The organism is Desulfovibrio cuneatus DSM 11391, assembly GCF_000430005.1.
In the GTDB taxonomy this organism is placed as follows: Bacteria; Desulfobacterota; Desulfovibrionia; order Desulfovibrionales; family Desulfovibrionaceae; genus Frigididesulfovibrio; species Frigididesulfovibrio cuneatus.
This window is the reverse complement of record NZ_AUCY01000034.1, coordinates 1-14,528: the sequence shown is the minus strand read 5'-3', so window position 1 is coordinate 14,528 and position 14,528 is coordinate 1. Positions and strand designations below refer to the sequence as shown.

Genomic DNA, 14,528 nt, shown 5'->3' with positions numbered 1-14,528 from the left:
TTTTCTTCACAGCATTCATCTGCTCACATGCGCAACTACCTGTGGAACAAAAGATTTTTGCTAAAACAACACACAGCTCGAGGCCAGTTACTCAAAAAAACGCTTTATATGCCAACATGTACAACCCCCCAGCGTGGGGGGAGTTTAAAAAAGCACTCATGTAAAGGTAGCTGAGAAACTCTCAGTTGTTATGTTTGACCCGGCACGCATTTTTTGACAGATGGAGTTGACTCTTCTGCCTTCTCTTGCGACCCTAACCCCGGCAGCAGTCACAGCGGAGAAAGGGAGACGGCAGTCGCGAGCGGAGCGAGCCGTGGAACAACACGGCGGGACGTAGGCAGCCCCGCACGCCGGAGCATATACCCCGCCGCAGGAGCGGAAGAAAGGTGAGCAAGGGCGGAAAGAGTGAAGTAACACCGCCAAACGGAATAAATCAGCACTTCGTTCCCCTTCACCCATGGCAGCACACACTCATAAGCAAGGAAACAGCATGATTCAGGCAAACAGCAACGCTCCTGTGTATGACCAACAGGAAATTACCATAGCAGCCCCCGCTTCAACCGTATGGCACTTACTTGCCACCGCAGATCAGTGGGAAACCTGGAACCCCACAGTGCGCCAGGTGCAGGCAGCACAGCCACTGGCTGCCGGGGTTTCTTTTTCCTGGCAAAGCCAAGGGGTTACCATTCAGGCCACCGTGGCAGAAGCCGCAGCACCTGCCCGCCTTGCCTGGAAAGGCACCGCCATGGGCGTTACAGCCCTGCATGAATGGGATGTTTATGAAGAACCAGGAAACGTGCGCGTGCGCACTGCTGAGTCATTTGAAGGCCCCGCCGCCCTGCTCATGCGGGCAACATTGCAGGCCACACTGGAAAACGCCCTTAGCCAGTGGCTTCGGGCGCTTAAGGAACAGGCGGAAAAATAGAGTAGGCGGATTTAAGTGATGATTTCGAGGCGAGCCCGCTCTACCTGCGCCTGCAGGGCTGAAACGCTGGAGTACTTCCCCGCCCCAAGCAAAGCACCACCAGGGGCTGCCCGTTCTGATTGCAAGGCTTCCAGCAGCGCTTCAATCTCTTCAGCCTCTTCATTGGGCTGGTCCCCAAAGGCTTCCTTCTTTTTCTGCAAATACTCTGCAAGGCGTGCTTCTGCATCAAGCTCTTCCAGTTGGGCTTCAAAGTCGTCCTCATCGTCTGGCTGCGGGGCTTGCAGGGTACGCAAGGCCATTTCCAGCGCCTCAGGAGAAATACTTACCGTATCATACCCTGCTGGCCTGCCCACAGGGCGTGGCCCTTGTGCCTGCTGGCCCTGCCCCTGGCGGGCAGCCCCTGCCGCCTCTATCCGTTGTGGTACATTTGTGGAATACATTGTTTCAATACGCATGGTACCCCCTTTTGGTTACCCTTGGCAAAAACCAATGAATCTGTATTTTCCTTGGCCTGTCATGACATTCTTCGTATTCATTTGTTAAATGCAAAAAAGGGTCCATTTACTGGTGCACAACGCTTTCCTGTTTCAGTATTCCTTTACGCAATCAATTTTCTGTTTTTTACTTGACAGCTACACCAAGAGCATACAACAATCAGCCTAGGGCGAATTTATGTTGTCAGCATTCATTACAATATGAAATAGCCCCTTTTTTTTGATGACCAGCCCCACGCCACACTGGGGTGCCTCATTCATTTTTTTTGCGCACCGTGGGTTGCGCAGGAACACTATGGATATTTTTGCTTTTTCGCCTGAAGCATTCCTCAGCTTTCTGCTTACCTTTATGCGGGTAAGCATTGTGCTGTTCTTTTTGCCTTTTTATGGTGGCGACGCCATTCCCACTTCTGTTAAGGTAAGTGTTTCCCTTATGCTTACCCTTGCCTTGTGGCCCAAGCTTGCCATTGCCGGGGCCAGCATGCCTGCCCACCCCTTTGGCCTGGTCGTGCTGCTACTGGGTGAAAGTGTGTTTGGCTTGGTTATGGGCCTGAGTGTCCATTTTATTTTTGCCGGCTTGCAAACAGGCGGCCAGGTAGTGGGCTTGCAAATGGGCTTTTCCATGCTTTCGTTTGCAGACCCCCTGAGCGGTGCCCAGGTAACGGCTACTTCACAATTTTTATACATGACAGCCCTTATGGTGTTTTTGGTGCTTGATGGCCACCTGCACCTGCTGCGTGCCTTAACCGACTCCTTCACCCTGGTACCCCCGGGGGGGGTTGTCCACCCGGAGCGGCTAACCCACACAGTGATAGAACTTTCCGCAGGCATGTTCCTGCTGGCGGTGCGCATTGCAGCCCCCATTATTGCGGCCCTGCTGCTGGTGGAACTCAGCCTTGCCCTTATGGGCCGCGCTGCCCCGCAAATGAACCTTATTACCTTTGGCTTTCCCATTAAAATTGCCGTGGGTTTTTTCTTTCTGGGGCTTTTGTTCACCGTGCTTGCCAATTATATGGAAGAGCTGGTGGTGGGGCTCGGGCCGATGTTGCGCAACCTGATGCGCATGGGGACTTAACCCATGGCAGACCCTTCCCGCACAGAGCAAGCCACCCCCAAGCGTGTTTCAAAAGCACGCGGCGACGGCAACGTGCCCCGCTCCCAGGAAGTGGGCAAGGCCTTAAGTATTCTGGCGGGGTACATCGCGCTGACCATGTGGATTGGCTTCATGGGGGAAGAAATACAGGGACTGTTCCGCATGTTCCTGGTTATTCCTGAAGACCTTGAATTTACTGATGTACGTGTCACCGGGCTCATGGTCTTTCTGGCTACGGAACTAGCCAGGCTCATGCTGCCCATTTTATTATTTATTATGGCCTGCATTTTTTTGGGCACCCGCCTGCAAGTGGGTAGCCTTTGGATAAGCAAACCATTCCAGCCCAAGCTTTCCAAGTTCAACCCCCTTAAAGGCATTAAGCGCATGTTTCTGTCGGCCCAAACCTTCATTCGCATGGGCCGCAGCCTTGCCATGGCCTTTTTTATTGGCCTTGCGCCATTTATCGTGGTAAAAGCCGAATTACCCGCCATGCTACGCCTGTTCGACTTTGATCCTACGGGCATTATTGTGTACATTCTTACCATAAGCGCTAAAGCGGTGAAGTATGCCCTGGTGCCCATGCTGCTTATTGCCGTTGCAGACTTATGGTACACCCGCTGGAAGTACAATGAAGACCTGAAAATGACCAAAAACGAGGTTAAGGACGAGCGCAAGCAGGCTGAAGGCGACATGGAAATTAAAGCCAAAATGCGTCAGAAAATGATGGCAATGGTTATGCGCCAAATGATGACCAATGTGCCCAAGGCAGACGTTATCATTACCAACCCCGTGCACCTTGCCGTGGCGTTGAAATATGACACCAGCGAAGCCCCGGCCCCTGTGGTGGTAGCCAAAGGGGCCAACCGCGTGGCAGAGCGCATTAAAGAACTGGCCAGAGAAAACAAGGTGCCCATTCGTGAGAATGTTCCCTTGGCACGGGCTTTGTATAAACAAACCGAAGTCGGCGATATGATTCCGGCAGAACTGTATCAGGCAGTGGCTGTTATTCTTGCTCAAATCTGGAAAAACAACCCTAGCAAACAGCGGCCTCGTTCCCAGTAAACGGGTAATTGTCAGGCTGTTGACTCTAAAGCAGTTTAACTTTGAAAATATACAGTGAGTTACCATGCAGTGCTTTGGCATTTCAATGTAACACATTGCTATAATACAATAAAACGACACGCTCCGCGGGTGTCCGCGTTGCGTCCACCGAGCAATTTCAAACTAAAATTGCTCTAGGCATAGCAAAAAGGCGTCAGAATCATGGCACAACAAGGTGTTACCGGTCCAAAAATAGATTATGCCCGTTTCGCCCGGCAAGGCGACTTTTTGCTTGCCGCTGGCGTGGTCACCATTTTGTTTGTTATGTTGGTGCCAGTGCCCACCCTTGTGCTGGACATGCTGCTGTGTATTTCCATTTCTCTTTCCCTCACGGTGCTTGTCACCTCCATGTTCATTCTTTCCCCGCTGGAATTTACCATATTCCCTTCCCTTTTGCTGGTTACCACCCTGCTGCGCCTGGCGCTGAACGTGGCCTCCACCCGCCTTATTCTTATGAACGGCGAAAAAGGAACCGACGCTGCCGGGCAGGTTATTAAGGCCTTTGGCGAATTTGTTGTGGGCGGCAACTACGTTATTGGTGGCGTTATTTTCACCATTTTATTCATTTTGAACAAAATGGTTATTACCTCTGGCACGACCCGTATTGCAGAAGTAACCGCACGCTTTACCCTGGACGCCATGCCAGGCAAACAAATGGCCATTGAAGCCGACCTCAACGCCGGGCTGATTAACGAAGAAGAAGCCAAGGAGCGCCGGGTAAACATACGTAAAGAAGCCGACTTTTACGGTGCCATGGACGGTGCGGGCAAGTTCGTTTCCGGCGACGTGAACGCTGGTATGCTCATTACGCTTATCAACGTCATTGGTGGCGTACTTATTGGTGTTGTGCAAAAAGACATGATGTGGGGCGACGCCCTGCGCACCTATACGTTGCTTACCATTGGTGACGGCCTTGTGGCCACCATTCCCTCCATTATCACTTCCACAGCCGCCGGTATTATTGTTTCCCGTGCCGCTGCTGAAGCAAAAATGGGTGAAGAATTTATTGGCCAGCTTACCTACAACAGCCGCGCCCTTAGCCTTGTATCCGGTGTGGTCATGCTGTTTGGCATTGTGCCGGGTATGCCGGGCTTACCGTTTTTAAGCATTGGTGGCCTTTTGGCCTTTTTGGCCTACATTACCAAAGGTGGCAAAAATGCCCCCGCTGGCAAGGCAGAGCACGGCCCCGCCCGCCTTGACAGCCCCAATGGCCCCAAAAGCCTTTCCGGCGGTATGGCTGCGCAGGAAGGCAACATGGACACCCCGGAAGAAGTGCAGGCCCTGCTCCCCCTGGACGCACTGGAACTGGAAGTGGGCTATGGCCTTGTGCCCCTTGTGGACGAAAGCCAGAACGGCAACCTGCTTTCCCGCATTCGCTCCATTCGCCGCCAGTTTGCCCTGGACATGGGGGTTATTCTCCCTTCGCTGCACCTGCGCGACAACTTGCAGCTTAAGCCCGGGCAATATACCCTGCTCATTAAGGGCAACGAAGTAGCCAGCGCAGAAATTTTAATTGACCACTACCTGGCCATGGACCCTGGCAACGCCAAGCGCAGCATTCAGGGTGTGGAAACGCGCGAGCCAGCCTTTAACCTGCCCGCCATATGGATTCCCGACGCCCGCAAAGACGAGGCCGTTCTGGCAGGCTACACCGTGGTAAACCCCTCCACCGTTATTGCCACCCACTTAACAGAAGTGTTCCGCCGCCACCTGGGTGAATTTCTGGGCAGGCAGGAAGTGCAAAGCCTGCTGGACAACCTGGCAAAAACGGCACCCAAAGTGGTGGAAGAACTGGTACCCAACATTCTGCCCCTGGGGACTGTGCAAAAAGTGCTACAGAACCTGGTGCGGGAAAATGTTTCCATACGCGACCTGCTCACCATTGTGGAAACCCTTGCCGACTACGGCATCGGCATAAAAAATCCAGAAACACTTACAGAATATACCAGGGAAAAACTTTCCCGTTCTATTGTGAAGCCATACCTTGACTCACAAGGGGTTCTTCCCATAATTACTCTTGACCCCAAGGCGGAACAGACGTTGCAAGAGGCTATCCGGCAAACGGAAAACGGTGTATACCTTGCCCTGGCACCTGGTTCAGCCCAAAAGCTCATTCAGCAAATAAGTAAATCTATTGAAGGGGCTGTCACCACAGACGGACAGCCTGTGGTACTTGTTTCCCCCTTGGTACGGCCCCATCTGGCTCAACTGGTTTCCCGTTTTCTGCCTTCAGCACCCATACTTTCACAGGCGGAAATTCCTTCTGACATCAGGCTTACAGCCGTAGGAAATGTAGGAATCGACTAATGCAGCTAAGAACCTTTTCAGCGAAAAGCACCGCCGATGTACTGGCGCAAATCAGGGAAGAGCTTGGTAGCGACGCCGTGATTCTTGACACCAAAGAAGAAGATGGTGTCATAAGCATGACAGCAGCGTTGGAACGCTGCAACCACGTTGCTTCCGCACCGGCACACACTCCCAGTTTTGGGGGCATTGGTACGTATGGCCCCTCATGGGAAGAAGAATGGGGTGTCATAAAAGAACACATTCTTACCCTGATAAAACCCGCGCTGCGCCTGGAACAGCTGGAACCAAAACAAAAGCTGGCTCTGGAATTCCTACAGCGAGAAGGGGTTAGCGATGAAGCCGTGCTGGCGTTGTACACAACCCTGCTCAAACAACAAACTGGCTCTATTCTTGCACCTCTCAGTGCAATGGTTCCTGTGCGCCCCTGGGGCACGGAAGCATGGCCCATGCAGGTGCATTTCATGGCAGGCCCATTTGGCGGGGGAAAAACTTCCACAGCACTGCGCTTTGCCCTGCAACTGCGCAAGGTGGACCCTTCCATGCGTATTTGCATTATTAATGCTGACGCAGCCAGGGGCAATGGCCGCCTTTATTTGCGCCACTATGCGGAACTTTCCGACCTGGTATACAAAGAAGCTTCCACCCCCATGGAGCTCATGGCAGCGCTGGCTTCTGCCGGGGCTGAAGGGTATGACCGCACTTTTGTAGACATGCCAGGGCTGGACCGCAGGCAGGCGCTGGTGCCCCTGCTGGCAGAAGCGGGCATTCGCCCAGACGAAGCCAGCTATTTTGGCGGCACATGGCGTGAAGCTTGTGCAGTGCACCTGGTATTTGCCCCCCAGTATGGGCTAAACCACATTCGAAGTTTACTGGCACGCTATAAAACGCCTTTTACCAGCAGTGTGGTGTACACAAAGCTGGATGAAATGGACCACTATGGCCAAATGGTAAACGTGGCACACAGCACAGGGCTGCCCACCTCGGCCTTTTCTTACGGCCCTGGGCTTGGCAGTTCGCTTACCGCGGCCTCGGCAACCCTCATGTGGCGGCTTATATTCAAGCGGGAACTGCCAGAATAACGGCTGGGCCGGCAAAGTGTCCCTCACAGTGCTCTTACAACGCCCCAGGCGCAGTACCAAGGCAGGGCAATGTTTACGCCCGCCCACAGTGTTATGTACCGAAATGGCTTTTAACCATCATAACCGCCTCAGCGGTGGCACAATATTTGCGGTTCTTTTACGCACCGTCATGTTTCTGGAGTAATGCATATGAAAGCGCATCTTCCCTTGGTTATTTCCGTCACTTCCGGCAAAGGAGGGGTGGGTAAGACGAACCTTTCAGTAAACCTTGCCGCAGCCCTTGCCGCAGACAATAAACGTGTTCTGCTGCTTGACGCAGACCTTGGCCTTGCCAATGTCGACGTTCTGCTTGGCATGACGCCGCCTTTCAATTTGTTTCATCTTTTTCATGAAGACGTTGCACTTTCTTCCATTTTGATGGATACTCCCTATGGATTTAAAATTCTTCCCGCTGCTTCCGGCGTTGGGGAAATGCTTGCCCTTTCCCCTGGTCAGAAAATTTCTTTGCTGGAAGCCATGGACGAATTTGAAGACCAGATCGACTACCTCATTGTAGACACGGGTGCGGGTATTCATGATAACGTCTTGTATTTCAACCTTGCTGCCCAGGAACGGTTGGTGGTGCTTACCCCGGAACCCACTTCCCTTACCGATGCGTATGCCCTTATTAAGGTAATGCAACAAAAACATGGGGTGGACAGGTTCAAGGTGGTGGCCAACATGATGCCGGACATGAACACCGCAAAAGAAATGTTTCGCCGGCTGTATTCTGCATGCGACCACTTTTTGAGTGGTATTTCCCTTGATCTGGTTGGTGTTATCCCGCGCGACTCCACCGTGCGCGATTCAGTGATGAAGCAAAAACCGTTTGTGGCCATAGCCCCTGCCTGCCCTGCCACCCTGGCTGTTAAAGAGCTGGCCCGCAACATACAACAGTGGGAAGTACCCAATAAGCTCGATGGAAACATCAAGTTCTTCTGGAAGCAACTGCTCTTCCGTGAATAAGCAATCCCTGCCCCCATGGGAAGCTCTTGACCAAGGTGTTTCACCCTGGTCTGGGTTTTCTTTGGCCGAGCAAGAGGAAATTGCGCGGCACTTCGCCCCAAAAGTGAAGTACCTTGCGTTGCGTCTAAAATCTCGCCTGCCACGCAATATTGAACTGGGCGAACTTATTAGTGCTGGCACACTGGGGCTTATGGAATCTTTTGGAAAATTTAAGGCAGAGCTTGGCATTAAATTTGACACCTATGCGGAAAGCCGCATTCGTGGCGCCATGCTGGATGAACTGCGAAAGCTGGACTGGTTCCCACGTTCCCTGCGGCGCAGGGTGCGTGTGCTTGATGAAGCCATGCTCAAACTGGAACATCAAACAGGCAATAAACCCACGGAAGAAGCCCTGGCCAGAGAAACTGGCCTGGAAATTAAAGACGTGCGTGAAGGCCTGGAAGCATTGAACAGCCAGTTCTGTGTATCCCTTGATTTAATTCAAGATTCGCTACCGCGAGCAGAGGGAATGCATGAAGAGGAACCCTTTGCACAGGCAGCCGAACGCGACATGTTGGGCAAGATAGCTGAACTCATTGACCAATTGACACCAAGGGAAAAGCTGGTATTGTCGCTTTATTATACGGATGAATTGAACATGCGTGAAGCGGCGGAAGTAATGGGCATTACCGAAGGCCGCGTTTCGCAATTGCATTCGCAGGCACTTACCCGCTTGAGAAAAGCTTTTTCCCGGCGCTACGGCGACTCGGCAGCATCGTTATAAAGGAGTATCCCATGCCTTATAATCCCAACATGCGCATTCTGGTAGTTGACGACTTTTCCACCATGCGCCGTATTATCAAAAACATTCTGCGCCAGCTTGGCATGAACAACGTGGTGGAAGCAGACGACGGGACATCCGCCTGGGATGTGCTGAACAAAGACAAGATTGAATTTATTATTTCCGACTGGAACATGCCACAAATGACCGGCATTGAGCTGCTGCGCAAGGTGCGCTCCAGCGAAGAATTTGCCGACCTGCCATTCCTTATGGTTACGGCGGAAGCCCAGCAGGAAAACATTATTGAAGCCGTGCAGGCCAAGGTTTCAAACTACATTGTGAAGCCCTTCACTGCAGAAGTAATGAAACAGAAAATTGACAAAATTTTCCCGTAGCCAACGCTTGCCCGGCATGCCTTCCGCGCTAGCGGAACAGCCTGATACAGGCAACATGTCTTTTGCCGTATTGAGTATGGCAAAGGCTTGTTTGTATACCGGGCGCGTTGCCTGAAATAGGTACTTCTATGCTTTTTCTCGTACCAGACCCAGATGACACCCCCAACGCCGCTGCCCAGCCACAGGCAGCGCCTACCAACGTTGAACTGGACCTGGACGATGCCCCTTTTCTTTCTGCCCCTGAACCAGAGCCCACAGAACCACCCCCACCCCTTGATTTTCCTGAAAAGGTAGCCCTGCCAGAACCTGACACCAAGGCCAAAGGCAAAGGCGGCCTTGCCGGATTGCTGGCTAACAAAAAGCGGCTTATCCTTATTGGCGCTTCCTTGGTATTGCTTGTGATTGGTGCTGTGGTGGTCAATATATTTCTGTTTTCCGCCCCGGACAAACCCAAAGAAGCCCCAGCCCCTAAGCCTGAAGCACGCAAAGTGGTGGTGCCTTCGGCACCCGGCCTTGCTCCGGCCCCGCCCATTGCCAAATTTATGGTTACCTGGCCGGCCTTCAACGTGCCTTTGAAAGGAGCCGAAGGGGAAGTGGCTATTTTTACCATTACCCTGACCATACCCATTGATGAGCCCCTCTTAAAAAGCGAACTTGAAGCCCGCAATACCGTACTACGTGATGCGGTGTACTATTACTTAAGCAGGAAAACCCTGGAATCCCTCATGGATAGCTCCAGGGCAGAAGAATTGCGGGAACAGCTTGTGCAGGTCATCAATGAACACATGACATCCGGGAAAATCCAAAAAGTATTTATTGAGGATTTTTACTCCGGTGGCATGTGAGTGCGCTAGGCTGAGTGGTCCCTGAAAATGTTGCAAGAGGCTGCGAGAGAACGCAGCCTCTTTTTTTTGGGACATGTGGCGTGCCGCCGCCTCCGCGTGCACCGCCCCCCCCGCAACTCCATTATGTAATAAAATCCCGCCTACACCCTACCCCCTGACTGCATTTTTTCCGCGCCCTGCCCTTGCACACTCTCACAGAACAAGGTAAGACTAAAGGAACATAATGCTATAGAATATGGGGAGCAGTGGGGACTCTTCAATTTCTGGCACGTACCAAGAAGCACGTTATCCCTTTGGCCATTGCACACGCCTCTATGCCAGAACATAACAGCCTATAGGTGCCTGTTCCAGAAAACCGCTGATTAATTGCCATACATCAGAACCATGCCCGAACAAGTAACGTCCACTTGTTTGGAAAAGGCACAGAATCCGCTTATTTTCAGGAGCAGTAAATTCTCCTTATTCAAGGATTCTGTTCTTTTTACTCAGTAAAAAGAACCAGGAAACCACATACCAGTATTTTCCTGGGCCACTACCCCCTTCTTTTGACAGGAGGAGGCTATGAGTATTGAAAATGTGCCACTTCTTTCTGTCGTGCAATTAGCACAGGCAGAAAAAACGCTTGAGACTTTGCAAAACAATGCTCAGGCGCAACAGGCTGTGCTGCAAGACCAAGCTGCTGTTGACATGAAAAAACGCGAACAGCAAGTTGAAAAAACACAGCCCGCAGAAAAGAAGCGTCGCCGCTCAGTGGATGATAAGCCAGACAACAAAGGGGCCTCTTACCACTCTTCCAAAAATGGAGATAAACGTCCCAAGGAAGACCAGGAACCCGAACCTGCCCCTACGGCCCAAACGCCGTGGATTGGCATAATGGTGAACCGAAAAATATGAATATTTCCATAGTTCTGCTTATTCTGCTCAGCCTTGTGGAGTTTGTCCTATTCTTTATTCTTTTCCGTTTTTTTGCCCGGCTCAAGCGTTCAGAAGACGGCTTGGCCAGCCTACAGGAAAACCAGGGGCAACTGCTGGATAAACTGCAAATGAATGCCCAATTGGAACAGGAACTGGTGCAAAGCTTTGCCCGCCGTCAATCAGAACTCATTACCTTGAACCGAAAACTTGAAGAACGCGCCGCAGAACTCACACACCTTGTGGAGCAGGCCGAAGCCATTAGCCGTTCCCCCCAATTTTTGCGTGAACTTATTCTTACCGGGCACAGCAAGGGGCGCACCCCTGATCAGCTTGCCAAAGCCACGGGCCTTTCCCGCGATGAAGTAGAACTTATTCTTACCCAAACAAGCAAAGAAGGGACAGCTAGAAGGTAAGCACTACCTGTTGTTTCCTTAACCAGCCCTTACATTCGCCTTGCCCGGCAACGACTATTTACCGGGTTATTTGGAACTTTTGGATGCTTCTGGATGAGAACTTAGTGTTAATTGCAAACATGTATCAATCATCCAAGCTGGTTACTTTTTTGACAGGCCAACTTACAACCAACAACAGGACACTGTATGCGATTGGTCATTACCCGAAAAGGTGTGGGTAACTGGGCTGCCCAGTATGTGAAGCAACAAATCCTTCATGCAGCGCCCACCAAGGCACGGCCTTTCGTGCTTGGCCTGCCCACAGGCGGCACCCCGCTTGAGATGTACCAACACCTGGTGACCATGCATACCAGGGGGGAACTCTCCTTTGCCCACGTGACCACGTACAATATGGATGAATATATTGGCCTGCCGGAAGGACACAAGGAAAGTTACCGCACCTATATGTTTGAAAACCTGTTCAACCATATAGATATTGACCCAGCCCAAGTGCACATTCCCAATGGCAATGCCCCAGACCTTGCAAAAGAATGCGAGCAGTACACAACAAGCATTGCCGCCAATGGCGGGGTGGACCTGTTCCTGGGCGGTGTTGGTGAAAACGGACACATTGCCTTTAACGAACCCTATTCTTCCCCGGCAGCCTCTACCCGTATAGTCCACCTGGATATGAGTACCCGCATTGCCAATTCACGTTTTTTCAATAACGACATCTCCCAGGTGCCCGATAAGGCCCTCACCGTAGGCATTCAGCAACTTATGGATGCCCGGCAGGTTCTTATTCTTGTTTCCGGGCACAAAAAAGCCCTTGCCCTGCGTGAATGCGTGGAAGGTGCCATTTCACACGCCTGGCCCATAACTGCCCTGCAAATGCACCCCAATGTACTTGTGGTGGCAGACAAAGATGCCTGCTCCGAACTGCGCCTGAAAACGTACTCGTATTTTAAAGAACTGCAAGACCAGTACAGCCATATTGAAGCGTTGGCCTAGGCCCAGCGCTCGTCCTGAGTAATACACACGGAAAGCCATAACTCATCCAGGGGCTTGTCACAGGCCTTCCATATAATTTCCCGCAGGGAATCTTGCAGGGCAATGGTTTGCAGGGAAAACTCCGGTGTTACAAGAATGCTCACTTCCACAAAATAGGTGCGCCCCATTTTCACAATATGAGTAGAGTAATCAAGTATGGTATGGTCTTTATCAATTTCTTCCATGGCCTCATTCACACGCAGCACCAGCCCTTCCTGGGTATTGGTTATACGCAGCACCTCGCGCATGTTGTCACGCAACACCTGCAAAGGGAAAGGCAACAGCAGCAATGACATGACCACAACCATAACGCTGTCGGCGTAATACACCCACACCTTTTGCCAGGCAGGGGGCAGCATAAAGAGACCTGCAAACCCCACAAGCGTGACCAGGCTGAACCCAAAATCCATCAACCATTCCCGCGCATCGTTACGCAAAAGCTGCGAATTCAGCTTGCCGCCCAACATCAGTTCGTACAGGCCAAAAACCCCGCAAATAATGGAAGTCACCACACTGAACCAAATGACCATGGCAGCATCAACAATTGTCCCGCCAGAACGAATACCTTCAATGCCCACAATAAGAGAATACACGCACATAAGGGCCATCATCAGGCCATTAACGCAATGCACAATGGGTTCCACATGCGAGTAACCATACTGAAACCTGTCGTCTGCCGGGCGGGTAATAAGCTTTGAGGCCGTCAGGTTCAACCACGAGCCCATAAGGCTGAACATGGTAAAAATACCATTTAAAATAACCACATCCGACTGAATCCATAACCCATAAAACAGGCTGCCTACCCCGACAAGCGTTACAAGCAGCAAAGAAAGAGTTAAGGTGCGCTGCTCAATACGCGCAGCTTCATCCCGTGGAATGACATTTTTTCTTCTTCTGCTTACAAACCCCATGTTGCTGGCTCCTTCCCTCACACTGTACAGGTATTGTACCGCCCTGCTTTCGCAGGCATGGCTAACTAATTTTGGAAATGTGCTGCCCCCTGCCCATACACAAGCTGGGGGCAGCCTCTTTCAAGTAACAACCAATGCACTCAATGGGCAATATCCATTACTTCCCGGAATTCAACGCGGCCTGAAGCTTTGCTTCATCTTCCTGAGTAAGGGAAGACTGAAGGACTTTGCCACCAAAGGGCTCAATTTCCGGCAAAACCTTGTCCAGAGTCACACTGCGCACCAGAATGAACAGGGCGGAGGTTTCCGGCTCCAAATGGCCTGCCAGTTCCTTCATGAAGTTGTCGTTAATGCCCACATCGGAAAGTGCTCCGCTTACTGCCCCGGTGGATGCGCCCACGGCAGCACCAAGCAGCGGGTTCATAAACAAAAGGCCAATCAAAAGCCCCCAAAAACCACCGGAAACTGCCCCAGCCGTTGTGAGGTTGTTAATCTGGTTCAGGGCTATTTTACCCTTGGCGTCTTTGGTGACCACTACGGCATCTTCCATATCAATCAAATACGATTTTTGCAGTTTCATCAAGGTCAGGCGCACTTCTTCCGCCTTAAACATGTCCGGGTAGGCTACAACAATAAGCTGAGCTGCCATAATTATCTCCTGGGTAATTACACAAGTTCATTACACAAAATACACTGTGGCCTGCGCGGAACATTCCGCACCAACCACTTGCACACCCACGTGTGAATAAAAAGGGCTGCCAGGGCTTTCCCCGGCAACCCCTGTCTTTTGCTATTTGAGGAGGCTCTGCCTCCTCCTTTCTCCGCTCGGGCTTCGTGGAGATGTACAGGCAGCAAAGCTGCCCGTACCCTCCGCCCTCGCTCCACGGCTCGCTACGCTCGCGACTACCGTCGGCTTTAGGGAAGGCTCGCCTCCAAAGGAAATAAGGCACCCCTCTTAGAGCATCTTAATTTTGAAAAGTTGTATTCATTTTCCGTAATACACATGGGCAACTCAACATAACCCAAGGTGATAATAAAATAAAACGACACGCTTCGCGAGTGTCCACTGCGCGTCCACAGAGCATTTCAACGTTGAAATGCTCTAGCAAACGCTGAGTTTTTCGTTTGGCTGGGCACGAGCTTTTTCTGAAGCAGGAGTGAACTCTTCCGTCCTCGACTGCTTCAGAAAAAGTGAAGTAACGCCGCCAAACGGTAAAAGACACATCAAATCAGGAAATGGAAGGCTCGCCTCCAAA

General features: G+C 51.5%; 15 protein-coding genes. 12 read left to right on the top strand and 3 right to left on the bottom strand.

From position 1 onward, the window contains the following. Positions 1–490 precede the first annotated feature (490 nt). Positions 491–925 (top strand): SRPBCC family protein, encoded by a 435-nt coding sequence (locus G497_RS0109520; RefSeq protein ID WP_027187981.1) that lies wholly within the window; start codon positions 491–493, stop codon positions 923–925. An 11-nt stretch (positions 926–936) separates the two neighbouring features. Here the strand turns inward: G497_RS0109520 and G497_RS0109515 are convergent, their stop codons facing one another. Next, positions 937–1,380, bottom strand: coding sequence for a hypothetical protein (locus tag G497_RS0109515; RefSeq protein ID WP_027187980.1), 444 nt, complete (start codon positions 1,378–1,380; stop codon positions 937–939). Between the two features lie 334 nt (positions 1,381–1,714). On the opposite strand from G497_RS0109515, the gene fliR reads away from it, so the two are divergent. The 11 genes from fliR (at position 1,715) to nagB (ending at position 12,322) form a co-directional block, all read left to right on the top strand. Further along, positions 1,715–2,494 carry a flagellar biosynthetic protein FliR gene (fliR, locus tag G497_RS0109510; RefSeq protein WP_027187979.1) on the top strand — a complete coding sequence of 260 codons (780 nt, stop codon included), beginning with the start codon at positions 1,715–1,717 and terminating at the stop codon, positions 2,492–2,494. Between the two features lie 3 nt (positions 2,495–2,497). Further along, positions 2,498–3,574 (top strand): flagellar biosynthesis protein FlhB, encoded by a 1,077-nt coding sequence (gene flhB, locus G497_RS0109505; RefSeq protein ID WP_027187978.1) that lies wholly within the window; start codon positions 2,498–2,500, stop codon positions 3,572–3,574. Positions 3,575–3,775: 201 nt separating this feature from the next. Then, positions 3,776–5,920, top strand: a complete 2,145-nt coding sequence (gene flhA, locus G497_RS0109500; RefSeq protein WP_027187977.1) for a flagellar biosynthesis protein FlhA — start codon at positions 3,776–3,778, stop codon at positions 5,918–5,920. Continuing rightward, positions 5,920–6,999, top strand: a complete 1,080-nt coding sequence (locus tag G497_RS0109495; RefSeq protein ID WP_027187976.1) for a flagellar biosynthesis protein FlhF — start codon at positions 5,920–5,922, stop codon at positions 6,997–6,999. The genes flhA and G497_RS0109495 overlap by 1 nt, the downstream gene beginning before the upstream one ends. A 189-nt stretch (positions 7,000–7,188) precedes the next feature. Continuing rightward, positions 7,189–8,004, top strand: a complete 816-nt coding sequence (locus G497_RS0109490; RefSeq protein WP_027187975.1) for a MinD/ParA family protein — start codon at positions 7,189–7,191, stop codon at positions 8,002–8,004. Further along, complete coding sequence (locus G497_RS0109485) at positions 7,958–8,767, top strand: FliA/WhiG family RNA polymerase sigma factor (protein ID WP_027187974.1); 810 nt, start codon at positions 7,958–7,960, stop codon at positions 8,765–8,767. Before G497_RS0109490 ends, G497_RS0109485 begins: the two co-directional genes overlap by 47 nt. A gap of 11 nt (positions 8,768–8,778) precedes the next feature. Continuing rightward, entirely contained in the window at positions 8,779–9,159 is a 381-nt protein-coding gene (locus tag G497_RS0109480) for a chemotaxis response regulator CheY (protein ID WP_027187973.1), read from the top strand. Between the two features lie 128 nt (positions 9,160–9,287). Beyond that, entirely contained in the window at positions 9,288–10,004 is a 717-nt protein-coding gene (locus G497_RS0109475; RefSeq protein ID WP_027187972.1) for a flagellar basal body-associated FliL family protein, read from the top strand. A gap of 561 nt (positions 10,005–10,565) precedes the next feature. After that, a complete protein-coding gene (locus tag G497_RS0109470) occupies positions 10,566–10,898 on the top strand; it encodes a hypothetical protein (RefSeq protein ID WP_027187971.1) in 333 nt (110 codons plus the stop codon). Then, positions 10,895–11,332: a hypothetical protein gene (locus G497_RS0109465; protein WP_027187970.1), complete on the top strand. Its 438-nt coding sequence runs from the start codon at positions 10,895–10,897 to the stop codon at positions 11,330–11,332. The genes G497_RS0109470 and G497_RS0109465 overlap by 4 nt, the downstream gene beginning before the upstream one ends. A 186-nt stretch (positions 11,333–11,518) precedes the next feature. Continuing rightward, positions 11,519–12,322 (top strand): glucosamine-6-phosphate deaminase, encoded by an 804-nt coding sequence (gene nagB / locus G497_RS0109460; protein WP_027187969.1) that lies wholly within the window; start codon positions 11,519–11,521, stop codon positions 12,320–12,322. Here nagB and G497_RS0109455 read toward each other — a convergent pair. Together G497_RS0109455 and G497_RS0109450 are read right to left on the bottom strand one after the other, a co-directional pair. Further along, positions 12,319–13,272, bottom strand: a complete 954-nt coding sequence (locus G497_RS0109455) for a cation diffusion facilitator family transporter (protein WP_027187968.1) — start codon at positions 13,270–13,272, stop codon at positions 12,319–12,321. The genes nagB and G497_RS0109455 overlap by 4 nt on opposite strands. 157 nt (positions 13,273–13,429) lie before the next feature. After that, the gene (locus G497_RS0109450) at positions 13,430–13,921 is read right to left on the bottom strand and encodes a DUF1269 domain-containing protein (RefSeq protein ID WP_034637405.1); all 492 of its coding nucleotides are present in this window, start codon (positions 13,919–13,921) and stop codon (positions 13,430–13,432) included. Between the last annotated feature and the right edge of the window lie 607 nt (positions 13,922–14,528).

What these genes read in the sequence shown, in the direction of transcription:
- flhB (WP_027187978.1), top strand. Translation starts at nt 2,498, where the DNA reads ATGGCAGACCCTTCCCGCACAGAGCAAGCCACCCCCAAGCGTGTTTCA.
- G497_RS0109475 (WP_027187972.1), top strand. Translation starts at nt 9,288, where the DNA reads ATGCTTTTTCTCGTACCAGACCCAGATGACACCCCCAACGCCGCTGCC.
- G497_RS0109485 (WP_027187974.1), top strand. Translation starts at nt 7,958, where the DNA reads ATGGAAACATCAAGTTCTTCTGGAAGCAACTGCTCTTCCGTGAATAAG.
- G497_RS0109450 (WP_034637405.1), bottom strand. Translation starts at nt 13,921, where the DNA reads ATGGCAGCTCAGCTTATTGTTGTAGCCTACCCGGACATGTTTAAGGCG.
- G497_RS0109495 (WP_027187976.1), top strand. Translation starts at nt 5,920, where the DNA reads ATGCAGCTAAGAACCTTTTCAGCGAAAAGCACCGCCGATGTACTGGCG.
- G497_RS0109490 (WP_027187975.1), top strand. Translation starts at nt 7,189, where the DNA reads ATGAAAGCGCATCTTCCCTTGGTTATTTCCGTCACTTCCGGCAAAGGA.
- G497_RS0109470 (WP_027187971.1), top strand. Translation starts at nt 10,566, where the DNA reads ATGAGTATTGAAAATGTGCCACTTCTTTCTGTCGTGCAATTAGCACAG.
- G497_RS0109465 (WP_027187970.1), top strand. Translation starts at nt 10,895, where the DNA reads ATGAATATTTCCATAGTTCTGCTTATTCTGCTCAGCCTTGTGGAGTTT.
- flhA (WP_027187977.1), top strand. Translation starts at nt 3,776, where the DNA reads ATGGCACAACAAGGTGTTACCGGTCCAAAAATAGATTATGCCCGTTTC.
- G497_RS0109480 (WP_027187973.1), top strand. Translation starts at nt 8,779, where the DNA reads ATGCCTTATAATCCCAACATGCGCATTCTGGTAGTTGACGACTTTTCC.
- G497_RS0109455 (WP_027187968.1), bottom strand. Translation starts at nt 13,272, where the DNA reads ATGGGGTTTGTAAGCAGAAGAAGAAAAAATGTCATTCCACGGGATGAA.
- nagB (WP_027187969.1), top strand. Translation starts at nt 11,519, where the DNA reads ATGCGATTGGTCATTACCCGAAAAGGTGTGGGTAACTGGGCTGCCCAG.
- G497_RS0109520 (WP_027187981.1), top strand. Translation starts at nt 491, where the DNA reads ATGATTCAGGCAAACAGCAACGCTCCTGTGTATGACCAACAGGAAATT.
- G497_RS0109515 (WP_027187980.1), bottom strand. Translation starts at nt 1,380, where the DNA reads ATGCGTATTGAAACAATGTATTCCACAAATGTACCACAACGGATAGAG.
- fliR (WP_027187979.1), top strand. Translation starts at nt 1,715, where the DNA reads ATGGATATTTTTGCTTTTTCGCCTGAAGCATTCCTCAGCTTTCTGCTT.